The sequence below is a fragment of the Nostoc sp. DedQUE07 genome (genome assembly GCF_034530975.2).
GTDB lineage: Bacteria > Cyanobacteriota > Cyanobacteriia > Cyanobacteriales > Nostocaceae > Nostoc.
Map to the genome: position 1 here is coordinate 13,420 of NZ_JAVRCC020000011.1, position 23,726 is coordinate 37,145.

Sequence of the window (23,726 nt, forward strand, 5' to 3'; positions counted from 1 at the left end):
CTGCTTGAAGTTGCTCAATGCCTCTGCCGCCCTGCCACGAACATTTGAGTCAACCTTTTCATCTTTGAGGATGTTGGCAACTTTCTGTGCTATGTCCTCCGGTTTCTTAATCACGGTTTTCAAGTCTTTTAGCTCATATGTAGCTAATTGGTCAAAAGCATATCCCTTCACTTTGGGGTAGCTGTCGTCAAGGGCTGCTACTATACCGTTAATCTGCCAATCTTGCGGTTTGGGTTTGGGGGTTTCTTTGGCGTTTACCCAAGGTAGACAAAAAAGAAAAGAAAGGATAAAGGCTAAAGCATAAAGGATAAAGCGAGAAGGCTTGCTGCGGTGGTGGAGAGTTGTAACCATGTTTGGAGCAAGGTGGCAGATTAGACCCGATTATGAGTATAATAACAACCTTGCAATCCGTAATTCCTGATTGAGAATGCAATTTGGTATCAACAAGTAGTAGACGATCTGCATTTACAAGTATAAAAGACTCGCTCACGAGTATAAAAGACTCGCCCGCGAGTATAAAAGACTCGCCCGCGAGTATCAAACACTCGTCCACGAGTATAAAAGACTCTCCCGCGAGTATAAAAGACTCGCTCACGTGTATCAAAGACTCGTCCACGAGTATCGAACACTCTCGCACGAGTATAAAAGACTCGTCCACGAGTATCGAACACTCTCGCACGAGTATCAAACACTCGCTCACGAGTATCAAAGACTCTCCCGCGAGTATTAAAGAACTTTCAAATAAAAAAGGACTCAAATAATTCTTGTAGGGTGGGCGTCTCGCCCGCCCATAGCTAAAGGCGGGCAAGATGCCCGCCCCACAAGATTGAATAATTTATTGGTTGGAAATCCCTAAAGACTCTCCCGCGAGGTTTAAAGCCTATGAACCAGAAGCAGCTTTAGCAGGTTTACTTTTAATAGCTTTAAAACGATCGCCTAACTGTTCGGCAAGACTTTTTAACCCTGGAGTTTTCTTAGCAGCAGTCTTGACGTAATCATAAACTGTCAAACTACTGCCCATTGCTTCGCTGCCGACTGCCATTAAGGTATCATCTACTTGTTCTGTCAGTTGTCGCAATCCAATCAAAAGCTCAGTAAGTGTGATTGCTAATTGATAATCCCGCACAAATTCATCGACATCAAAGCTGGCTGGGAGAATATCTCGGTTAGACTGGGCCGCAGTCAGGCTGGTATTGACGAAAGCTAGGCTTTTATCGCCCATCTTAAATAACTTGCGTCGTTCTTCCACACTCAGGGTTACGAGAAAAGGCATCTTCGCTTGGATAGTCGCAAACGCTGCTTTAATTTCTTGAATATCTGCTGGGGAAAGGGAGCCTGTAATATTTTGGTAAGCCATTGGTTATTTACTGTGGTAAATCTGTTTGTTATGATTCCCACTGGTAAATGCGATCGCACAGTATTTAAGGAATGGGGAGTGGGGAAAATAACCTCTCTGGTTTACACACAAGTCGAATTACCCCCCTTAATCCCCCCTTGTAAAGGTGGGAAACAAGAAAAATCCGGTTCCCTCCCCTTTGCAAGGGGAGGGTTAGGGAGGGGTAAAACTTACGCTTCAAGTCAGTTTACCGAATAATTTCTTTAACAACGCCAACAAAGCGTTCCATGTCGGCTTGGGTAATAGCTCCCATTGTCGAGACTCGAAAGATTGATTGAGCTAAATTCCCCTGTCCAGAATAAATTATATAATCTCGTGCTTTCAGTTGGTCGTGAAATTCTTCATAGCTGAAACCGTCTGGTAAGTAGTAGGCATTCAAGACAACGGATGAACTGCCAAGAGGAAGTAAGGGTTTAATTCCGAGTGAGGCTAACCCGTCTCTAACTAAGCTGGCAAGTTGGTTGTAATGGTTGTGTCTGGCACGCCAACCTCCTGCTTCTGCCATTTCTTGCAAAGCTTCTGTTAAAGCATAAAATGTCTGTACTGATTGCGTAAAAGGTGTGCCGCCTCGTTCTTGCTGCTGGTAATAAGTTCCTAAATCTAAATATAAGGTGCGGGGGATTGTGTCTACTGAAGGCAGTGCATCCCGTTGCAGGATGACAAAGGACGTTCCGGGAACGCCATGCAGACATTTATTCGCTGTCGCAGCGCAAGCAGTGATTCCCCAATCTGCAAAATTTAATTCCTCAGCACCAAAGCTGCTGACTGCATCTACTAATAGTTTGATACGGCGTTCTTGGCAAATTGGGGCAAGTTCTGCCAAATTATTTAAGCGGCCGGTAGTAGTTTCGTGATAGACAACAGCAAGGTGGGTGATGTCGGTGTTTTCATCTAGGAGTTTGACTAAAGCTTTGATATCGATTTCGGCATCCCAAGGATGGGAAAGTGTGATGTAATCAATGCCGTGAATTTTGGCGATTTTGGATAGTCGTTCGCCATATACACCGTTTTCAATGACTAGTAATTTTCCGTTTGTGGGTACTAAACTACTAATCATTGCTTCCATCGCGGCGGTTCCAGAACCGGTCAGGAGAACTGCTGCCCAGCGATCTTTTCCAAGCCCATAAACTTGAAGTAGCTGTTCGCGGATTCTGCTTTGAAGTTGAGAAAATTCTACTTCACGGTGGCATAAATCGGGACGTAATAAGGCGTTTCGGACGCGATCGCTCAAATTAACGGGGCCGGGATTTAGTAAAATCATTTTGTCATTTGTCATTTGTCATTGGTCATTGGTCATTTGTCATTGGTCATTAATAAATAAAGAGTTTGTACTTTGAATTTATTAATTACGAATTACGAATTACGAATTACGAATTACCAATGTGTTTCATGAAGCGTTGTAAAACTGCTTCTGGGGTGATGTTGGGTCTGGGTAGTTTTTCTAAAGTTCCGGGACGGATTTTTAAATGAGCGAATTTAGGTCTGGTGTTAGCATCTGCGGTAAATAAAGTATCTAAAAGGGCGGGGTCATCTCCGGCTAATGTCACGCCGTAACCGCACGCTTCGGCAATTTTGGCAAAGGAAATACCCGCCGAAACAGTGGCTTGTGCGCCTGTGGAATCGTGGACTTCATTATCTAACAGAATATGGGTCAAGTTAGCACCGCCATAAGTGCCGATGGTCGCAAAATTACCCATTCGCATTAATGCTGCCCCATCACCATCAATTACTATTACCTTCAGGTCTTTCCGCGCTAAGGATAATCCCAATCCCATTGAGGAAGCGCAGCCCATCGAGCCGACCATATAAAGATGATTGGCACTGTCTTTACTAGCAAAGAGTTCGCGTCCCGTGTATCCGGTGGTGGCAATTATTACAGTGTTTTCTGGATCGGTAAGTTCCACAATCCGAGCTAATGCTTCACTGCGAGATATGCGTTGTTCTTTGTTATCCCGAAAAAAGCTTTGCTGAATATGAGCGCTACTAGTATTTTCTCGTTCGGGGATAGAAGAACGGGTGAGGGCATGGGGGGCGATCGCTCCTTTACGCATAATTAAAGCATAAGGACAGCGTTCTTGTTGCATATAGGCTGTGGCTCTTTGCAGAACTGGTTCTATTTCTGCTGCATCTGTAGGAAAATATTCCCAAGGTATAGTCATTGTTTGCAGCAATTTCTCTGTGATTTGCCCCATTAATTGATGTTGCGGTTCATCTTGCAACACGCGATCGCCTCTTAAAGTACAAATCAGCAGCAGTGGAATCCGAAAGATATAAGTTAGGGAGGTTAGCGGGTTAACTGCATTTCCCAAACCAGAGTTTTGCATCATTACTACAGCTGGTTTTCCAGCAATTGCGGCTCCAGCTGCGATCGCTACTGCATCTCCCTCATTGGCTGCGGAGATATATTTAAGTTGAACGTCATTGATGACGTAGTTAATAAAAGGCGTGAGAAAAGAACAGGGTACGCCTGTGTACCAGCCAAAGCCAAGATTACGCGCAGCTTCTACAAATTCTTCTGCCTGAATCATAATTATAAATTTACAGCTATTTTCAGGTATTTAAACGATTGAAATGGGGAGTGGGAAGTTGGGAGTGGGGAGGAAAGATTATTAGTTCGACCTCTGAACTCGGAACTTCAGCCTTTGAACTCGGAACCTCGACCTCTGAACTCGGAACCTCGACCTCTGAACTCGAAACTCCGACTTCTGAACTCGGAACTTCGACCTCTGAACTTGGAACTTCGACCTCTGAACTCGAAACTCCGACTTCTGAACTCGAAACTCCGACTTCTGAACTCGAAACTTCGACCTTTGAAGTCGGAACTTCAGCCTTTGAACTCGAAACTTCAGCCTTTGCACTCAAAACTCCGACCTCACAATGCCCAATGCCCCATGCCCCATGCCCCATTTCTATTGTTTCAATTGAAAAGCAAGGTCAAGATCGTCTAAAGAATTAACATCTAACCAGTTACCGCGAATATAAAGCACCTTGATCGGTTTGCCTTGCTCGATTAAATAATTGCATAATTCTGGCAAACCCAGACTATTGAATTCCGGTCGTTTTTGCAACTCATTGAGTGCTTCACTAACCCATTGTCTACCTTGACTCCGCAAGCGCAACATCCCAATCCAGCGACCGCTAGACTTTCCTAATTGCGTTTGTGTCGTTTTAGAAACGTTCAACAGGTTGACATCCTGTCCAAACAGAGAAAGATCGTCTGGAATTGAGCAATAGGCGTAGTCAGGTGAACCGCTAACAGACTTGCTGTTGGCTACAGAATCAACTACAGCCACAATTTCTCCGGGACATTCTAATAAATCTCGCAAGATGTAGCTTCTAAATAGTAAATCGCCGTAAAGCACCAGCATTTCTTCGCCAAAACTAGCTTGAGCTACGGCTAAGGATGCTAATTCTCCCGTTGTTTCATAATCTGGGTTGCGGATGACTTTAGTCCCCGGAACATTGATGGTTTCTGCTTTGTAACCGGCGACAACGGTAATATCATTGATGGCAAGTTTCTTGAATTTGTCTACTAACAACCTGAGTAGAGGTTTACCTCCAAGAGGTAACATTACTTTTGGTTTATCTTGCGTCAATCCTGCTAATTCTTGGCCTCTGCTAGCAGCCAAAACGATCGCTTGGGTATTTTGTCGTCCGTTGTTAAAGTAGCGTTTTTCAGCTTCTTGGAGTTCATCTGCCCCTTGTAGCCGGAAGATTTCTTTTACGGGAGCAATATCATCTTCAATGTTGATTAAAGTTTCGCTGGCTTTCACTTCGCGGGCGATCGCTTGCATACTAGCAACAGCAGCTCGAATCAGATGGTTTGCCCAAATGACCAAATTCACTTCCGCTTTGCGAAAAACATCAGTAGGTGTGCTGTAATATTTAGTCGGTATAAACACTAACGGAGAACGACCCGCCCATTCTTTAGCAAAGGCTAGCACTTGATCGGGGCGCGATGATTTACTGTGAATCAAAATCGCGTTTGCTCCTGCGGCGTGGTAAGCTTCACCTCGGCGCAGCGCCTCCGAAAGATCCCAGCCGGCAATCAAAGCTTCGAGTCGGGCGACGATGCAAAAATCTGCATCTGTCTGACTATCTTTACCCGCCTTAATTTTGCCGCAGAATTCATCAATATCAGCTAAAGCTTGGCGACTACCATTGATAAAGCTGTTGGTTTTGGGAAAAAGCTTATCTTCAATACAGACTCCAGCAATTCCTCGCTGTTCTAACTTTTTGACCAGGCGACGCATATTATTAAAGTTGCCATAACCTGTATCGCCGTCTAATAAAATCGGGATGCTGGTGACATCAGACATAAACTCAAGCATTTCTACAACTTGAGTCCAACTGGCTTCATTATTATCTCGAACGCCATACTGAGCCGAAAGGGCTAGTCCACTCGCCCAAATTCCTTTAAATCCAGCCTCTTCCACAATCCGGGCGCTAATCCCATTGTGAGCTTCCATAATGAAGTCGAGTTGAGGCGATTCTAGTAATAACCGTAATTGGGCACATTTATTTAATTTTGCAGCGGTGTCAATGGGTGCAAATATTTGATGCATTTATTCTGCTTTTCTCAACCTATATAATATGGCTAGCGATTTTCAATTGCATGGAATACAGACCTAACCCCCAGCCCCTTCCCTTGTAGGGAAGGGGGTAAGAATTCAAAGCCTCTCTCCTTTTAGGAGAGAGGTTTGGAGAGAGGTCAAACTGTAATGCATCCAAACCAAAACCGCTATAAATGAAGATATTTTCAGACATGTTCTGCGACTTCTATCTGAGGTAAAATCTCGTTTTGGGCGCGTTGAATATCTTGGGGAAAATCGATTTCGAGCCAAGGTAAACCAGTAATGTCTTCGTAGCCAAATGTTTCTGGAGTTTCTAAGAGCAGATCCCGAATTACTTCTTCATAAGGTTCATTATCCCGTCCGTCTGCAACATATTGTTCTGTGCGAATCGCAAGACGGCGAGCAACAGCACTTTCAAAATGAAAGAATCCTACTGACTCACCCGCAAAATCATAAGCTAAACCAGGAGCTAGTTGTTTACGAAACTCCACGAGATAATTATCTCTAACACAAAGCTTTACGGGTTCATCTCCCGGTTCAAAATCCCGATCTAATAAAAAGCTGTTGAGGATATTTGTCTTTACCAATCGTTCGATGATGCGGCGATCGCACAATACATCTGCATCCATTAATAATATGTCATCGCCAGCAACTAAATGCTGACGTACAGTCCAAAGGCTGATCGTACTGCCTTTGGTGTAGTCAGGATTATAAACTGTACTGACCCAACTTTCGGCTCCTAATGCTTTGATTTCATCCTGAATTCTTTCTGCTTGATAACCCACAGCAATCACTACTTCATCAATTTGGTAATGACGGAGATTGTTAAAATGGCGCTCTAGTAAAGATTTGCCATTAAAATTCAGTAAGCATTTGGGTTGGATTTGCCCATCTTTACCTAAGCGTCGTCCAACGCCAGCAGCTAAGATAATTGCCTTCATCGTCAAATCACCAACAGTAGCTTAGACACCAGTAAATCTGGAAATTTTCCCAGTATTTTATAATGACTGTTTTTTGCTCAAGACAATATTTGTTAATTAATTCTTAACATAGAGCAGGCAGGAGGCAGGTGGTCACTGAGCGTAGTCGAAGTGAGGCAGAAGGGAAAATGGTAGTGCTAAGAGCGAAACACTTGGCGAAAACCAAAATAGGCGATCGCATCTTTCATATTTGAGACAAAACGTTTTAGCATACCCATGCGGGTGTCGGTAACGTATTCCAAAGTCAAAACAATGCGCTTTTCGTTGTCACCCAAAGGGGTAACTCTGTGGTAAAGTTTGTCACCATTGAATAATACTAGAGTACCAGGGGTTAAAGAGAGCGATCGCCTTTGTGTCTCCCCTTCTGGAATATCTTTGTAGAGTTGATATTCCAGCTTACTGGATGAATTATCAACCAAACCAAGCAACACTGTATAGCGTTTTCCGCGATAGTAAGAAGTATCGTAATGATACTGGATATGGTCTCCAGGCTCAGTGTAATAGTACAGCGCGTAAGTATGGGGATCGGTATCAGGACAGGGAAGGAGCTTTTCTGCCGTAATTTTGTTCAGGAACTCGAAAAAGGCACTGAGTTGATAAAACTCTCCGAAAATCGGAGCAAGGCTATCTAAGCTATAGCGGCTGATACTACCGCCCTTTTTATGATTGGGAATATAGTTGCGGTTAATAGCAGGTTGCAAAGACGGCAACAGTGCCAAAAACTGCTCAATAATGGAGTTAGGGACAAAGTTTTCAACCACCAAAAATTCATTTTGAGCTTGAAACTCAGCTTGAAGTTTCTGGTAATCAACGGCTGCTATAGCTTTATCAATTTCAGTTTGAAGCTCCATTGATAATTATTTATTCTCTCACTGCTTCCTTATCTAGTTTGATTCCGGCTGCGGGAGTGTCCAAAATTGCCAAATTACCCATACTGCAAAGGTTGGCGCGCCAATTGTCGCTGCCATTAATAACGGCTCTAGTCCATTCAGTAAGGGAACTATGGGAAACAAATATAGCACGTCTTCAATGTCAAAGCCGGCGAAATTTGGTTGACGGCTGGCATCTTTACCTAAACGTTGTTCCATTTGGTTTCGCAAATGAAAGATGCAAGCAACAGACACGCCAGATATTATCCCCATCACCAACGCCCACCAACCAAATTTTCCCTCCCTAAGACCATATCCCATACACACAAACAATAGAATATGGATGATAGCGTCACTAGTAAGGTCATATTGATGTCCCCATTTGCTACTTTTCCCACTCAAACGAGCTAATTCACCGTCTGTATGATCGAGAAAGTTAGATAAAGCAAATAACCATGCTCCAACATTAACCCAAATGGTATTACCAACTGCGAGGGCGACAGCCGCCGCCAACCCTGTCAAAAGTCGCACTGTAGTAAGATGATTGGGATTTACCCAACTGTCTTTTAGAGGTTTAATTAGCCAGTAAGCAAGTTGAGCATCCCAAGGCTTTGCGATCATAGATGAACTTAAATTTGATCTAGTCTTGGAATATATATATAGCGGTTCTCATTTGGATGCAACATCCATTAGAGTAAGTAAGTGGGTGGGAAATAAAGATTTCCAACTTCTGAATACTTAATATCTGGAACATTTGTCATTAAAAATAGTCTTACAAAATTCAATTCTGAATTTTGACCGGAGGCGGAGCGTCTCCGGCTCCGCTCCTGAGTTCTAAATTCTTCTTATCTACATTAGGCATTCCCATGCTCTGCATGGGAACGAGAAAAAAGCACATCACAGTGATTTAAAATTCACAATCCGAGCGAAACTCTCAGGTTCTAGACTTGCTCCTCCCACGAGGACACCATCAATTTCTGGTTGAGCCATAATCTCATCAATATTATTCGGCTTGACTGAGCCGCCATATTGAATTGATACATTCGGATTAGTCAACTGGCTACGAATTAAGCCAATTATTCGATTAGCTTCCTCTACTTCACAAGTGTCGCCAGTGCCAATCGCCCAAATCGGTTCGTAAGCAATCACCAAATTATCTTGATCGATATCTACCAAGGCTTTGTCGAGTTGGAGAGCAATCAGTGATTCAGTTTCTCCCGCATCTCGTTGTTGTTTACTTTCGCCAACACAAAGAATTGGAGTCAAACCAAACCTTTGAGCAGTTCGGAGGCGCAGATTAACGGTGGCGTCCGTTTCTCCAAAATATTGCCGTCGTTCGCTATGACCGACAATCACAAAGCGCACACCACTTTCTGCCAGCATTGGGCCAGAAATCTCACCCGTATAGGCTCCATATTCTTCCCAATGGATATTTTGTGCCCCCAGTTGGATGAGGCTACCGTGCAAAGTCTTGGACAAAACGTTTAAATCAGTGAAAGGAGGACACAATATCACTTCTCGCCCTTGGGGGGTTTCCTCTAAATGAGGCAGAAATCCTTGTAAAAACTCTTGGGTTTCTGCCTGGGTTTTGAACATTTTCCAGTTGCCGGCAATAACGATTTTCCGCACAGGTAATTTAGTCAAGATCCTAACGCGTTATATTAGATGCATTTTTCAGTTTATGACGTTTTGTTAGCCATTGGTCATTAGTCATTAGTCATTAGTCATTGGGCATTGGGCATTGGGCATTGGTCATTGGGCATTGGGCATTGGGCATATTTATTCCCCTTGCCCCTTGTCTCCTTTGTCTGCATCGTCTCGCCAAACGCCTCATAAAAATAACTAGGATAGTAAATGAACTGTATCTAAAATTTAAAATCTAAAATTTAAAATCTAAAATCTAAAATCTAAAATCTAAAATTAATATGACTTCGACATTGCCCGTGCCTGAACCTCATCAAAGCGATTCCGCTAACACTGACGCAAATTCTCTCAGCTGGGAGGAAGAATTGGATAGTGCTATTTTCAGTTTTGAAGACATTCAGACGGAACTGAACTATAAACAAGCACAAACAGCGTTGCGAAACTTGGTAGCCAATCTCGATCTTACTCCCCAGGAAAAAACCGGATTGGAGGCAGAAATTGCTGATTTGGAAATTATGCTAGGGAAGTTAGACCGCATGGTGGTGCAGATTGCGGCTTTTGGCATGGTGGGACGTGGTAAGTCTTCGCTACTAAATGCTTTGGTTGGGCAAACGGTATTTGAAACTGGGCCGCTGCACGGTGTCACCCGTACTGCACAAACAGTTAATTGGAGTATTAGCGAGGAGATGATTGGGGAAACTGAACGTGCTTTGCGTGTGACTCTTCCTGGTGTAGGTCAATCCCAGGTGGAATTAATTGATACTCCTGGGTTAGATGAAGTAGATGGTGCAACTCGTGCCGCCTTAGCTGAACAGATTGCAAAACAAGCAGATTTGATTCTGTTTGTGATCTCTGGCGATATGACAAAACTGGAATACATAGCCCTTTCTCAGTTGCGGGAAGCAGGTAAACCGATTGTTTTGGTGTTTAACAAAGTAGACCAGTATCCAGAAGCAGACCGGATGGCAATTTATCACAAAATCCGGGATGAAAGGGTGCGGGAATTACTCACACCTTTGGAAATTGTTATGGCTGCGGCATCGCCATTGGTGAAGACGGCGATTCGTCGCCCTGATGGTACGAGGGGCATACAGTTGCGTACAGGGAATGCCCAAGTCGAGGAACTGAAGCTGAAAATATTGGAAATTCTGCATCGTGAAGGTAAAGCCTTGGTTGCCCTTAATACCATGCTTTATGCCGACATTGTAAATGAGCAATTGGTTGAACGAAAACTGATGATTCGGGAACAGAATGCCAATCAGTTGATTTGGAAAGCTGTGATGACTAAGGCATTAGCGATCGCACTCAATCCTCTAACTGTGGTAGATATTCTCAGTAGTGTGGTAATTGATATTGCTCTGATTTTGGGTTTATCTAAACTCTATGGCTTCTCTATGACCGAAGCTGGGGCTGTACAGTTGCTACAAAAAATCGCCCTGAGTATGGGCGGTATCGGTGCTAGTGAATTGTTAGCAAATTTAGGCTTGAGTGGATTAAAAACTTTACTGGGAATTTCTGCAACAGCTACGGGTGGCATTGCACTAGGCCCTTATATATCGGTGGCGATTACCCAAGGAGGAGTAGCTGGTGTTTCTTCTTACGGTATTGGACAAGTTACCAAAGTTTATTTAGCCAATGGCGCAACTTGGGGGCCTGATGGCCCGAAAGCAGTGATTAATCGAATTTTGACAAATTTGGATGAGACTTCAATTCTTAACCGGATTAAAGATGAATTACTCCAGAAAGTAAAACTCAAAAAGTGATGTATAAATTAGGTTTGGTCAGCTATATTTATCCTTGCACTTACTTATTCCAGAAGGCAAAAATTATACTTTCGGATACTTTTAAAATATCCTCTTAAAATCAGCTATATATAATTGCTTAGTTATTATTACTTTGTCAAGCTTTCTGGAAACTAAATTTTAAATATCCCCTCTAGCAGTCAGCACTCTCTAGGATACTTGCAACAAATAGGTCATACAATGCCCCATCAAAAAGTAAACTACTAACATGGCAGCAGCAGCAAGAGCAACCAAGGTACCAGCTAGCATTAGAGAAAATTCTTTACTCTCGTAGGCTTTTTCCATTAAGTGCAGCGACCACGCTACCAGGGCGACATCAAAAAGTAAAATAGGAAGCAACATATTTCTTAATATTTGTTAATACTTGTAAAATAATATTAACACCCTTTTCAGGAAGTGTGTCTAACCTTAGATAGATGTCATTAAATGAGTAATGGTGGATCAACAGAATGTTCTGACTGGCACGTTGCGATCGCGCAAGTAACTTTTAATTTCTGCTACGCTTAATTGTCCGTAATGTAACAGTGACGCGAGTAATGCGGCTTCAGCCTTGCCTTCAGTAAGGGCAGTGTAGATATGTTCACAATTACCTGCACCACCAGAAGCAATAACTGGAATTTCTACAGCATTGGCAATCGCCCGTGTAATCTCAATGTCATACCCAGCTTGGGTTCCATCAGCATCCATACTTGTGACTAGCAGTTCTCCGGCCCCCCGTTTTTCAACTTCCTGTGCCCACAATAGGGCATCTAAGCCTGTATTTTCTCTGCCACCCCGCACATACACATCCCAACCTGGATTCTCCGGGTTATTTCTGCGTCTGGCATCAATAGCAACAACTATGCACTGATTACCAAAGCGATCGCTTGCCCGATTAATCAAGTCTGGTTCCCGCACTGCCGCAGAATTAATACTAACCTTATCTGCGCCCGCCCGTAACAAAGCTTTAACATTTTCTAAGGATTGAATGCCACCACCTACAGTCAATGGAATAAAGACCTGTTCAGCAGTGCGGTAGACCACATCTAAAATTGTAGCTCGGTCTTCATGAGTAGCTGTAATATCCAGAAATACTAACTCATCAGCACCGGCTTCGTTGTAAACCTTGGCCAGCTCTACCGGATCGCCTGCATCTTGGAGATTAACAAAGTTAACTCCTTTTACAACCCGTCCCGCCTTCACATCTAAGCACGGTAAGATTCTTTTAGATAACATAATAACTTTTGTACTTCTGGGTAATTAGCCGGAATTTAAATTTTAAATTGGCGCGGGTATTCTCAAACGAAAATTTTCACAAGTATGAGGAATGAGGCATTGGAATTAGGAAAGAGGTGACAGGTGACAGGTTATAGATGAATAATCTGTACCCTATAACCTGTAACCTATTCCCTTCCCCAGTCCCCAGTTCCCAGTCCCCAGTCCCCAGTCCCCAGTCCCCAGTCCCTTAAACATAGATAGCTGAATTATGGCGATAATCTCATCGAAAAAACAGCCTCCAGAACCCAACGGCGAACCAAAGCAGCGTCGAGAGTCCGCGAAAGCAACATCCACAGAAAATATTTTGCAGCCTGAAGCTGCTATTGATGAGCAAGAACAGCAAGAAGAAGGTATTCGACCACACCGCTTTGCTGATTACATTGGGCAAAAAGATTTAAAGGATGTGCTAGATATTGCCATTAAAGCAGCTAAGTCTCGTGGTGAGGTGTTGGATCACTTGCTGCTGTATGGGCCGCCGGGATTGGGCAAAACCACAATGGCAATGATTTTAGCATCGGAAATGGGGGTAAATTACAAAATTACTAGTGCGCCAGCCCTAGAACGTCCACGAGATATTGTTGGGCTACTGGTGAACCTCAAGCCTGGAGATATTTTATTTGTAGATGAAATTCATCGTCTCTCGCGGATGACAGAGGAAATTCTCTATCCAGCGATGGAAGATTATCGCTTAGATATTACTATTGGTAAGGGTTCCAGCGCTCGGATCAGAAGTTTGCCGCTATCAAAGTTTACTCTAGTAGGGGCTACAACCCGTGTTGGTGCTTTAACTTCACCACTGCGCGATCGCTTCGGTTTGATTCAAAAACTCCGATTTTACGAAGTTGACGAACTGACTCAAATTGTACTGCGAACCGCTCAATTACTCAAAACCCCTATTACAGAAGATGGTGCCACAGAAATTGCCCGTCGTTCACGCGGAACACCACGTATTGCTAATAGATTACTAAAGCGTGTGCGTGATTATGCGGAAGTAAAAGAATCTGGGGATATTGATGAAAACATTGCATCTGAAGCATTGCAACTATTCCAAGTAGATCCTTGCGGTTTAGATTGGACAGACCGCCAAATGCTGAGTGTAATAATTGAACAATTTAATGGCGGGCCAGTGGGGTTAGAAACAATGGCAGCAGCCACGGGTGAAGATACCCAAACAATTGAAGAGGTGTACGAACCTTACCTGATGCAAATTGGGTATTTAACTCGGACTCATCGCGGCAGAATGGCGACAAAGGCAGCATATAAGCATTTGGGATTTACGCCGCCTAATGAACAGTTGTCATTATTGTAATTATGGGAAATTGGGCATTGGGCATTGGGCAATGGGAATAGGGGATGAGTCTTTGATACTCGTGAATGAGTCTTTGATACTCGGCGACGAGTCTTTGATACTTGTGAATGAGTTTTTGATACTCGGCGACGAGTCTTTAATACTCGTGAATGAGTCTTTGATACTCGGCGACGAGTCTTTAATACTCGTGAATGAGTCTTTGATACTCGACGACGAGTCTTTGATACTCGTGAATGAGTCTTTGATACTCGTGAATGAGTCTTTGAACTCCATTCCCCACTCCCCACTCCCCATCTTCAAGATAAACAGGTAAACCTAGATGATTAAGTTGATTAGTATTTTTCTCAGTTTGTTAATTCTGTTTGGCTGGGGTGCGCCAGTCATGGCACAATCTCAAGCGCCTATTACTGAAGAACAGTTAAAACAAGGCGATGAGTGGGCCAATCAAGCGTTTATAGCAACGAATCAAGGTGATTTTGCTACAGCTGAAACTTACTGGACAAAGATTATTGAGCAATTTCCCACTAATGCAGGGGCGTGGAGTAACCGGGGAAATTCGCGGGTGAGTCAGAATAAATTGCAAGAGGCGCTGGCAGATTATAACAAAGCGATAGAACTAGCGCCAAATGTTACCGATCCATATTTAAATCGGGGCGCGGCGTTGGAAGGGATGGGAAAATGGGAAGATGCGATCGCAGATTATAATCATGTCTTAGAACTCGATCCTAATGATGCGATGGCGTATAACAATCGCGGAAATGCCAAAACAGGTTTAGGAAAATGGGATTCGGCGATCGCAGACTATAAAAAATCTAATGAGATAGCCCCAAATTTTGCCTTCGCCCGTGCTAACTACGCCTTGGCTTTGTATGAAATCGGTCAAAAAGAGCAAGCAATCCGTGAAATGCGAAATATCGCCCGTAAATACTCCAAATTTGCTGATGTGCGTGCCGCCCTCACAGCTGCATATTGGGTAAATGGAGAACAAGGTGAAGCCGAAAGCAACTGGGTAGCAGCTTATGGACTTGATAGCCGCTACAAGGATATCGACTGGGTAAAAAATATCCGCCGTTGGCCTCCCAGCCTAGTTACTGCTTTGGATAAGTTCTTGAAAATCCAGTAATTAGCAGGTAAATAACAGGGGAAGCGAAACGATCGCTCCTACCTAATTGTGCAAGTTTTTACACTGAGTTAGTCTCAAGAACTCGCTGATTTTGCTGACGCTTTCCAGTTACCACCATTGGTACACCACCGCCTGGTGCTAACAGGAAGCTTTTCCGAACTGGCAGTACTGGCTTTGTATCAGCTAGTTTCATTTGCCAATCAGATAGTATAGTTGCCAATACCAGTTTCATTTCAAACAGGGCAAATGCCATGCCAATACAGCGACGATTCCCGCCACCAAAGGGCAAAAATTCAGCTGGAGTAAATTGTCTTTCTAGAAAACGATCTGGCCTAAACTGCTTGGAATTGGGGTATAAATCTTCTCGATGATGGCTCAAATAAATACAAGGAACTAATATAGTCCCAGAGTCAAATTTGTAGCCTGCAATTTCTAGAGGCGATTTAACCAATCGATTTAATCCCAACATCGCCACCGGATACAGGCGCATTGTTTCCGAACAAACTGCATTCAAATAGGGTAATCGGAAAATGGCGTTCGGGTCTTTTTTCTCACCCAGGCTATCCAATTCTTGCACCAGTTTTTCACGGACTTCAGGTTGATGATGAATCCAATACAGTGCCCATGCTAAGGAACTAGCGGTAGTTTCATGACCTGCAATCAACAAAGTCATCAATTCATCACGTAATTCTATGTCTGTCATCGGCTCACCTGCTTCATCACGAGCCGCCATCATTAAAGACAGAATATCACTTCGAGACTGGTCAGCAAGCGATCGCCTTTCTTGAATTTCAGCATAGATGAGATCGTCCATTTCCTGCCGCAAACGTAGATAACTTCCCCAAGGACTGCGAGGCCCGAAATCTTGTCGTAATAATGGGAAAAACAGCATTATTGCCCGTACAACAGGTCTTTTTGGATTCAGGATAGCAATCAGTGTTTCTTTGAGTTTTTCATAACGAAGTCCGTCCTTTAGACCAAATACAGCCTTCAAAATCACCTGAAAGGAGATTTCTTGCATGGATGACAAGACTGTAAAGGTTTCCCCGACTGGCCAGTGGCTAGTTACTTGCTTGGTGATTTCACAGATTAAATCACCATAAGCCTGCATTCTTTCCCCATGTAGAGGAGGTGTCAGCAGTTTACGCTGGCGCTGGTGAGGTTTTCCTTCTAAGGATAGTAGAGAATTTGGCCCCAATAAAGGCGTTCCTGAACCTGCTGCTGCACCAGAATCTAACTGTTTGGGATCTGTCGTAAAAATCTGCTGAATCGCTTGAGGATTGCTAATGAATACTTGAGGCGTAAAAACTGGGCCAATTCGGAGAGTGAAGATATCACCATAGCTTTTAGCACAGTCTTCCATGTATTCTAAGGGATTAGTCAGCCACTGATACGTTTGTACCCAAGGGTGAGTTTGAGGGCCGTTAGGAAGTTTAAGTGCAGACATTTTTATTAATCTCCCAATGATTAAAGCAAGATTGTTATCAGCCAGTTATTCATGCACCCCTAGCTTGATTAATCTTAGACCACAGATCAAGCAGATGAACTCACCAATTCTTGAATCTGCCTTGGAGTCAATTCTTGGACATTACGCAAAACTACTGCTGCTCCTGCTGCTATTAGTGTCTCACCATAAGCATGACTACGCGCTGCTGTTTCCTGTACGTGGGGAGGTAAAACTCCTACACCAATCCAAGTATGAGAAGAATCTAGACCCCGCGCTTTCTCGACGGTATACATATCTGCTACCGTATCTCCCACATACACGATCGCTAATTTTTGCTCAATTCCATTATCTAATTCACGAACTGTAGCGAAAAGCCCCGTAGGGTCTGGTTTACCTGGTGCATCTTCCATCGCAATCAACACCGGAGATTCCAAACCCAGGCGTTTTTCTAATACATAGTTCGCAGAAGCACGAGTTGCACCGCTAAAAAATCCCCAAGCAATCCCAGCTTGAGTAAGTTGTTCTAAATAGCTAGGTTGTAATAATAAAGGTTCATTACAGATATACCCTGTAAAATTGTTTGGATCTAGGCCGCGGTAACGCGATTGAAAAAAAGCAACGATCGCACTGTAATCTGATTGCAGTTGTTCGCGGCTCTGTCCTTGGCTTTCAAAATAACGGTAAATTAATTCCTGCGATGCTTCCCAATCGTTATTCCACACGCCTTCAGACTTCAGTTGGTCAATATCTAGCGGGGTTGGACGATATGCTTGGGTGGTAAAATATTCTACGGTATCTGCGATCGCACGACGATAGGAACCGCTAACATCGCGTACAACGCCATCAATATCGAAAATAGCGATCGCCTTTGTAGAAGTTTGTGGAGTCATGGGGTAGGAAGCAAAAGAGTTTTAAATCATCATAAAACGTGAGATCATAACTCAGGTAAAAAATTGGGGTCGAGGGCTTGCTCTGGCGTGAAAGGAGATTGTTCGGGGAAGATAGCGATCGCTAATCCAGTTTCAATCACAGCCAGTCGTCTAGCGGTTTGATAGCTTTCATCGAAAACTTGCTCAAAGTAAGGTTTCAAACTCGGACTTTCCTGAAGTGCTTTTTGGACTCGCCTGCGGTGTTCCAGAATTGTGTACTGCCAACTTTTTGACCGTCTTTCAGTTTGAATTTGATATTTGAGCAGATGCATCAGCAAGACTTCCAGATTGCTCTCCAATGACCGCTTTTCATTTCTGCCCATCGTTTCAATTTCTTCAATTAAATTCTCTAAATCCAGTTCTGTGAGCCGACCTTGTTTGAGCAGTTCTGCTGTGGTTTGAATCCACAGGTAAAAGTCTTGCTCATATAAATCTGAACCAGATGTTGTTTGAGATTGGGGCAATTGGGCAGTCACGTCGCTTCGCTCCGAATTCAAAATTAACAGCAAAATTTTCTAAATCAGGGTGTGATTATGGCTCAGGTAAAAAATCGGGGTTAAGGGCTTGCTCTGGCGTGAAGGGAGAGTGTTCCGGGAAGGTAGCCAAATGCAATTCCGTTTCATCAGCAGCCAAGAGTCTAGCATCGTCATAACACAGCCCGAAAACTTCATCAAAATAGGGTTTAAGGCTAGGACTTTCTTCTAGAGCTTGTCTGAGGCGTTTGCGATGCTCACGAATTGTTGCTCGCCAACTACCAGAGCGCTTCTCGGCTTGATATTTGTACTTCAATAGATGCATCAGCACCACTTCCAAATTGCTTCTGAGTGCTTTCTTTTCACTCCTGCCCATCGTTTCAATTTCATCAATCAAATTCTCCAAATCCAGTTCTGTGAGCCGACCTTGTTTGAGCAGTTCTGCCGTGGTTTGAATCCACAGGTAAAAGTCTTGCTCATACAAATCTGAACCAGATGTTGTTTGAGATTGGGGCAGTTGGGCAGTCATAAGCCTCTTTAGTTAGCGCCGACTATACCTTATGCTAGCCCAATCTAATTACAGTTTGGTCATTTGATAGGGTATTGCGTTAAAATAAGCGATCGCTATCCTAGTTAAATAATGCCCGGAAATTCCCGGAGGTGTGATTGACCAAGTTTATTTTGAAAATTTTGTGGTTAGACGAGAACGTTGCTCTCGCAGTCGACCAAGTTGTAGGCAAAGGCACCAGTCCCTTGACTAAGTACTTTTTTTGGCCCAGAAATGATGCCTGGGAAGAGTTAAAAAAGGAATTAGAGTCCAAACATTGGATTACCGATCTGGATCGTGTTGAGTTGCTTAACAAAGCAACAGAAGTGATTAACTACTGGCAAGAGGAAGGCAGAAACCGTCCAATGGCAGAAGCTCAGTTGAAATTTCCAGAAGTTGCCTTTACAGGTAGCGCTTGATATTACAAAATTAGCTATTGTCCTGTTCTACAAGCTGCCACAGTTTGATAGTCTTGTCCCGGCTGCCGCTTGCAATTAATTGTGTAACTTTGCTCACAGCAACAGCAGATACTGAGTCTACATGACCAGAGAGAGTAACAATCTCTTCTGCTGTGCTTACCCTCCAAAGTTTAACTGTTTTGTCGCAACTTGCACTTAGGAGCGTTTCGCCATCGCCAGTAAAAGCCACAGCCACCACAGACCAAGAATGGCCTACAAGTGTGCAAATTAGCCGACCAGTGTTTACCTCCCACAACTTAATAGTGTTATCATCACTACCCGTCGCTAAAATTTGACCATCAGGACTAAAAGCGACTGTCAAAACCGCCCATGCATGACCTGAAAGGGTGCCTAACAAGCTATAGCATGGGCGGTTTTCAAATTTTTCCTCAAAGCCTCCAAATGCTCTCAATTGCCACAGGCGAATCGTTCTGTCATAACTAGCGCTGGCTAAAAGCTGTCCTTGGGGACTAAATGCTACTGAATTTATCTTTAATTGGTGTCCAGCTATGGTGCAAATTTCTCTGCCAGTATTGACATCCCAGAGTTTGATTGTCTTATCCCAGCTACCACTAGCGAGAATCTGCCCATCTGGACTGAAAGCAACTGATTTTACAGCCTGTGCGTGTCCCAAGAGAGTGCAGATTTCCTCTAATGTTTCAACCTGCCACAATTTGATAGTTTTATCATTGCTAGCAGTTGCCAGAATTTTCCCATTTGGACTGAAGGTAACTGATTTTACAGCTTGGGAATGTCCTGACAAGCTAGCTAGGACTTTTTTAGTATTTAAATCCCACAATTTGATGTTTTTGTCATCACTAGTGCTGGCTAAAGTGTAACCGTCAGGACTAATGGCAAGGGCATTCACACTACTAAATGTCCCAGAATGCTCAGTTAAGGTATGTAAGCATCGCCAAGGAGGATTTGGTAATTTAAAATTTTGAGTTTTACATTCCATACCCATTGCTTGCATAACTTCATCAGCTGATTGAAAGCGACGGTTAACAGCATTTTGCAGCAGCTTGTCGAGGATTTGCGCCAAGCGTAGACTCTTTGAGTCTTGTCGCCAGATATCGCTAACTTTGGTCGTAAGATATTGTTGCCAAACCCAACAATCATTAGCAATATCAAATAAATCAAAGGGAGGAATCTGGGTAAGTAAGTAAATACAAGTTACACCCAAGCTATATAAATCACTAGCAAAAACCGCTTTTCCTTTTGTCTGCTCTGGTGCAGCGTATTCTGCACTGCCAATACTGGTTTCAGATGTTAGCCGATCGATTTCTGTGACGATTTTCGCAGTGGTAAAATCGACTATGACGAAATCTCCCTTCTTGGTAATTGAGGATCTACGGATGATATTTTGGGGTTTAATATCGCGGTGGATGATGTGGCGATCGCTAATAAACTGCAAAACTGGCAACAAATCTTCTAACAGTTGCCAAATCTGAGTTTCATTAAAAGCACCTTCTTCTTTAACCACCTCAGCTAAATTAGTGCCTGCAATAAACTCTTGCACTAAATAAAAATGCCTGTTCTGCTGAAAATAAGCCAATAAAGCGGGAATTTGCGGATGCTTTCCTAATTCATCTAGCTTTTGCGCCATTTGCTGAAAATTTTTAGATATTTCGTATTCCAGCGATAATTCTTGAACGACGCAAGGAACTGGCGGAAACTTACCTTCGTCTATTGCGAGGAAGGTTTTACAGAATCCACCTTTATCAATCTGCTTGAGTAAACGATAACGTTCTTGTAAAAGCAAAATTTATTTGCCTACACAGCATCCACAATAAAATATAGCTGTTTTTAGTTACTTATAACTCGGAACTGCTTACGATCGAGTATAAAAATTTCTAAAAAATACTAGTAAAAATAGCTTGTTATCAAGATGCAGAAATTCTTAGGTCTAACCGTTTGCTTATCTATTGTTATCTCATTTGTGCCTACAGTAGCCTTTAGCCTTCCGCTCTCAGGACAAACATTAAACAATTTAGCTGAAAAAGCTAAGTTAGAGGTTTCTAAGACTATAGGTATCGCGGCTGAACACCTCACTGTAGTTAACAAAGCAACTCTAGCTGATACTGGAATCATGCAGTTTAAGCTAAGAGATACCCAAGGCAATATCTATGGTGTATCCCTTGATGCTGCTGGCAATCAAATTAGTCAGGAAGTGTTAGAGCAGGCTATTCAAGCAATCAACAATAAGGGCTTCGTTGGCAAATTGGAAACCGAATTAGTTAATCGCATTGCTCAAGGCGGTAATACCCCTATCAAGGTCATTTTTCATCTAAAAGGAGAAACAGTTCAGCCTTATCAAGGATCGAACCGTACTGAGCATCAAAATCACTTAAATACTCTTAAATCTCACTATCAGGTAATTCAGCAACCTCTTGTAAACCAACTTAAAGAAAGTAACCAACGGGTCATTTATCAATCTCTTTATACACCAATTGTGGTGGCGGAAGTTACCCCTTTGTTAATCCAAACGATCGCTGCTCGTTCTGATGTAGAGCGAATCTATCTTTCGCGACGGACAATTAGAAGGTAAAACGATTGAATTTTAGTTTGCCAGAAGAGGCTGAACGTATCTCGTTGTAACTATTTCCTGCCCTGCCTCCCCTGCTTATCCAAACCGTATTGGGGGCGCACATATCTACGCCCCTACCAGATGTTGCTAATGTTACTTATCTACAGGAAAATTCACAACTATCGGTGGATGACCGTTTTCTGGGGTTGGTTGTGCTTTGGTTACTGGTTGTGGATGCAAAGGTGTTGGTGTCAATTCACCTTTACCAGTTTGATTCCATAAAATCATGGATAGTAGCCCATCCACTAAGCCGTTATTGCTGCCATTACTGCCAACTAAGACATCTGGAATCAAGCGGACATTGCGATCGCCGATAATCTGCATTAGTTGCATTGCTGTATAACCTTGTGAACCCAAGGCTTCCACACCAGCGCGGTAGGTTTCAGCTTTGGCGTTACCTGTGGCCCGTATACCTTCAGCCTCAGCAATTGCCCGGAGTTTTGTCCCCTCAGCTTCACCGTTCGCCTCTTTGATTTGGGCTTGGGCTTTTAATTCAGCAATATGCACGCTCTGCTCTGATTTCACCATTTCTTGCTGGATATTAGCCAGTGCCGTTTCTCGGACAAGCTGCTGCCGTTGGGTTTGTGCCATCTGCTGGACTTCATAAGTCTTGCGTTCTTCTTCAGCAATTTTCCGGTCTGTCTGCGTCTGCATTAACGACGCTGGTGGCTGAATATCACCAATCAGGGTGTCGATCGCTTGCACGTCATAAGCCCGCAATGCTGTTTTAATATACTCAGCAGCCTCAGATTGTCGTTCGCTGCGAGCGGTAAGAAAGTCTAGTACAGTATAGTCTTGGGCTGAGTTGCGGAAATAATTACCGATAGTTGGTTCTAATACATGGTCTACCAAATTTTGCATTGCACCAACGCGAGAAATTACCTTGGGAGCATCTAAAGCACCCACATGGATAATTTGCGCTACTTCCAAATCAAAAGCAAACCCATCTCGCGATCGCACTGTCAAGGAAGCCAGTTGAGCATCATAGCTGTGGCGTTCGGTGCGATCTGACCAATTTAATACAATGTTGGTCGTTGGCACCAGTTCCATCTTCATGATCCGGGAATTAATCGGGTGCTTGCCAGGATATAGCGGTTCGACCCACACGCCCTTATGTCCAGGATTCACCAAGTTACCGTGGGTGAAAGCTGCACCACTGACATCTTGATGTGCCTTACCCACAAAAGAAATTACCACACCCACATACCCAATGGGAATTTCCGTCATCGGCACTTGTTCAACCTGGACAAACCAAGGGTTTAAGTTCCAAGAACCAGAAAGCAAGGTTTGCTCTTGTAAGCCCCGCCGCCCACCGCCATTAATAAATTTCTGACCATTTTGGAAGTTGTCGTGTCCCTCAATTATGGGGCCTGCAAGTTCGCCGGCAGAAATTGGCACACCATCTAAGGTAGTAACGATGCCAACTTTGTCCGATGCCAGACTGTACACTCGCAACTGTTCTGGAGCCATGCCATGAGCGCTGGCATTTGCTGCCACGATCGCTTTAAACAGAGCGGTATTGATCCGGTACGTACCTGCGGTGAGAAAACCCATTTGCCGCCCTTTTTCACCGCCTTCGGTGAGGAATTTTCGAGCATCTTGGAAGTTGTCGCAACTGACAATTTTACCCAAAATCCGCTCTGGTGGGTTGGGTTGACCATCTGCTGCCACAATCAAAGCGATTTCTCCTTGGGGGACGACAACCACTGGCTCTTTTTTTACAGAATACTGCCAAGGCCAATAACCCCAATGCCAACCAGGAGCTAAAGTATCTGCCTGCAAGCCAGCTTCGCCGTTGAGGGCAATCAAACTGCCGGCAGGGAGTCCGCGCCCGGAAAGGGTAAATTTTCTAACTACAATACCGACTTCACGTTCGCCAATTACTACAAGTCCGCCAAAGAATAAGGGTACAAATATAACTAAACCGCCCACAAGTAGAATTGGAACCACTACAACAGGATTAATTCCAGCAGCTTGATATTGAGTCCTGCTAATTTGTAACTGAGCAATATTTGGTTTGGTCTGATTTAGCTGGACTGATGCAGTAGTTGTTTTTACAGGCGTGGCATTGGCAGAGTGAATACTTTCAGCGATCGTCAAAGACGTTGGCGAAGCCATCGCTAAGGTTGCTACGATCGATGCTGCAAAACGAGCTACCTTATTTTGTTTACGAGTACCAAGCAAAGATGAAAGGCTTTTCATAATCTGTGCCCATCTGGGCAACTAATTAGCTAAGTTAACACTTCACTAAGGCTTGCCTCGATTTCTTAAACTTGACGTAATTTTTTTAAAATTTAATAAACAAGGATTCAGAATTCAGAATTCAGGATT

22 protein-coding genes and 1 pseudogene are annotated in these 23,726 nt (G+C 43.5%); 5 read left to right on the forward strand and 18 right to left on the reverse strand.

Features of this window, described 5'->3' with window-relative positions:
• The 10 genes and pseudogenes from RMZ95_RS11440 to tpiA form a co-directional block, all read right to left on the reverse strand.
• Positions 1–351: pseudogene (locus RMZ95_RS11440) on the reverse strand (PBS lyase); the annotation flags it as partial.
• Positions 352–880: 529 nt separating this feature from the next.
• Positions 881–1,357, reverse strand: coding sequence for a hypothetical protein (locus RMZ95_RS11445; RefSeq protein ID WP_322639115.1), 477 nt, complete (start codon positions 1,355–1,357; stop codon positions 881–883).
• A 226-nt stretch (positions 1,358–1,583) separates the two neighbouring features.
• Complete coding sequence (locus RMZ95_RS11450; protein WP_322682379.1) at positions 1,584–2,672, reverse strand: 2-aminoethylphosphonate aminotransferase; 1,089 nt, start codon at positions 2,670–2,672, stop codon at positions 1,584–1,586.
• Between the two features lie 91 nt (positions 2,673–2,763).
• Positions 2,764–3,924, reverse strand: a complete 1,161-nt coding sequence (aepY, locus tag RMZ95_RS11455; RefSeq protein WP_322682380.1) for a phosphonopyruvate decarboxylase — start codon at positions 3,922–3,924, stop codon at positions 2,764–2,766.
• Between the two features lie 22 nt (positions 3,925–3,946).
• Positions 3,947–4,303 carry a hypothetical protein gene (locus RMZ95_RS11460; protein ID WP_409882451.1) on the reverse strand — a complete coding sequence of 119 codons (357 nt, stop codon included), beginning with the start codon at positions 4,301–4,303 and terminating at the stop codon, positions 3,947–3,949.
• Positions 4,304–4,305: 2 nt separating this feature from the next.
• Positions 4,306–5,961: a phosphoenolpyruvate mutase gene (gene aepX, locus RMZ95_RS11465; protein WP_322682381.1), complete on the reverse strand. Its 1,656-nt coding sequence runs from the start codon at positions 5,959–5,961 to the stop codon at positions 4,306–4,308.
• A 194-nt stretch (positions 5,962–6,155) separates the two neighbouring features.
• Entirely contained in the window at positions 6,156–6,911 is a 756-nt protein-coding gene (locus tag RMZ95_RS11470) for a phosphocholine cytidylyltransferase family protein (RefSeq protein ID WP_322682382.1), read from the reverse strand.
• Positions 6,912–7,087: 176 nt separating this feature from the next.
• Positions 7,088–7,801 carry a 2OG-Fe(II) oxygenase gene (locus RMZ95_RS11475; protein WP_322682383.1) on the reverse strand — a complete coding sequence of 238 codons (714 nt, stop codon included), beginning with the start codon at positions 7,799–7,801 and terminating at the stop codon, positions 7,088–7,090.
• Between the two features lie 33 nt (positions 7,802–7,834).
• Positions 7,835–8,440: a CDP-alcohol phosphatidyltransferase family protein gene (locus RMZ95_RS11480; RefSeq protein WP_322682384.1), complete on the reverse strand. Its 606-nt coding sequence runs from the start codon at positions 8,438–8,440 to the stop codon at positions 7,835–7,837.
• 276 nt (positions 8,441–8,716) lie between these two features.
• Complete coding sequence (tpiA, locus tag RMZ95_RS11485) at positions 8,717–9,448, reverse strand: triose-phosphate isomerase (RefSeq protein ID WP_322682473.1); 732 nt, start codon at positions 9,446–9,448, stop codon at positions 8,717–8,719.
• Between the two features lie 296 nt (positions 9,449–9,744).
• Between tpiA and RMZ95_RS11490 the strand changes: the two genes are divergently transcribed.
• Positions 9,745–11,226 carry a GTP-binding protein gene (locus RMZ95_RS11490; protein ID WP_322682385.1) on the forward strand — a complete coding sequence of 494 codons (1,482 nt, stop codon included), beginning with the start codon at positions 9,745–9,747 and terminating at the stop codon, positions 11,224–11,226.
• Positions 11,227–11,415: 189 nt separating this feature from the next.
• Here the strand turns inward: RMZ95_RS11490 and RMZ95_RS11495 are convergent, their stop codons facing one another.
• Together RMZ95_RS11495 and hisF are read right to left on the reverse strand one after the other, a co-directional pair.
• Positions 11,416–11,607: a hypothetical protein gene (locus RMZ95_RS11495; RefSeq protein ID WP_094348875.1), complete on the reverse strand. Its 192-nt coding sequence runs from the start codon at positions 11,605–11,607 to the stop codon at positions 11,416–11,418.
• A 99-nt stretch (positions 11,608–11,706) separates the two neighbouring features.
• The gene (hisF, locus tag RMZ95_RS11500; protein ID WP_322675124.1) at positions 11,707–12,480 is read right to left on the reverse strand and encodes an imidazole glycerol phosphate synthase subunit HisF; all 774 of its coding nucleotides are present in this window, start codon (positions 12,478–12,480) and stop codon (positions 11,707–11,709) included.
• Positions 12,481–12,730: 250 nt separating this feature from the next.
• Between hisF and ruvB the strand changes: the two genes are divergently transcribed.
• Positions 12,731–13,831, forward strand: coding sequence for a Holliday junction branch migration DNA helicase RuvB (gene ruvB, locus RMZ95_RS11505; RefSeq protein ID WP_322682386.1), 1,101 nt, complete (start codon positions 12,731–12,733; stop codon positions 13,829–13,831).
• A 319-nt stretch (positions 13,832–14,150) separates the two neighbouring features.
• Entirely contained in the window at positions 14,151–14,954 is an 804-nt protein-coding gene (locus RMZ95_RS11510) for a tetratricopeptide repeat protein (protein WP_322682387.1), read from the forward strand.
• 58 nt (positions 14,955–15,012) lie between these two features.
• Here RMZ95_RS11510 and RMZ95_RS11515 read toward each other — a convergent pair whose 3' ends face one another.
• The 4 genes from RMZ95_RS11515 to RMZ95_RS11530 form a co-directional block, all read right to left on the reverse strand.
• Positions 15,013–16,401: a cytochrome P450 gene (locus RMZ95_RS11515; RefSeq protein ID WP_322682388.1), complete on the reverse strand. Its 1,389-nt coding sequence runs from the start codon at positions 16,399–16,401 to the stop codon at positions 15,013–15,015.
• 86 nt (positions 16,402–16,487) lie between these two features.
• Positions 16,488–17,291, reverse strand: a complete 804-nt coding sequence (locus RMZ95_RS11520; RefSeq protein ID WP_322682389.1) for a TIGR01548 family HAD-type hydrolase — start codon at positions 17,289–17,291, stop codon at positions 16,488–16,490.
• 44 nt (positions 17,292–17,335) lie between these two features.
• Positions 17,336–17,806 (reverse strand): DUF29 domain-containing protein, encoded by a 471-nt coding sequence (locus RMZ95_RS11525; protein WP_322682390.1) that lies wholly within the window; start codon positions 17,804–17,806, stop codon positions 17,336–17,338.
• Between the two features lie 55 nt (positions 17,807–17,861).
• Positions 17,862–18,332, reverse strand: coding sequence for a DUF29 domain-containing protein (locus RMZ95_RS11530; RefSeq protein WP_322670035.1), 471 nt, complete (start codon positions 18,330–18,332; stop codon positions 17,862–17,864).
• 137 nt (positions 18,333–18,469) lie between these two features.
• Here RMZ95_RS11530 and RMZ95_RS11535 point away from each other — a divergent pair, with 137 nt between their 5' ends.
• Complete coding sequence (locus RMZ95_RS11535; protein ID WP_094333099.1) at positions 18,470–18,769, forward strand: 30S ribosomal protein PSRP-3; 300 nt, start codon at positions 18,470–18,472, stop codon at positions 18,767–18,769.
• Between the two features lie 10 nt (positions 18,770–18,779).
• Here the strand turns inward: RMZ95_RS11535 and RMZ95_RS11540 are convergent, their stop codons facing one another.
• Positions 18,780–20,570, reverse strand: a complete 1,791-nt coding sequence (locus RMZ95_RS11540) for a serine/threonine-protein kinase (protein ID WP_322682391.1) — start codon at positions 20,568–20,570, stop codon at positions 18,780–18,782.
• A gap of 126 nt (positions 20,571–20,696) precedes the next feature.
• Between RMZ95_RS11540 and RMZ95_RS11545 the strand changes: the two genes are divergently transcribed.
• Entirely contained in the window at positions 20,697–21,356 is a 660-nt protein-coding gene (locus RMZ95_RS11545; RefSeq protein ID WP_322682392.1) for a hypothetical protein, read from the forward strand.
• A gap of 132 nt (positions 21,357–21,488) precedes the next feature.
• Here RMZ95_RS11545 and RMZ95_RS11550 read toward each other — a convergent pair whose 3' ends face one another.
• Positions 21,489–23,597, reverse strand: coding sequence for a flotillin family protein (locus RMZ95_RS11550; protein ID WP_322682393.1), 2,109 nt, complete (start codon positions 23,595–23,597; stop codon positions 21,489–21,491).
• Positions 23,598–23,726: the final 129 nt, after the last annotated feature.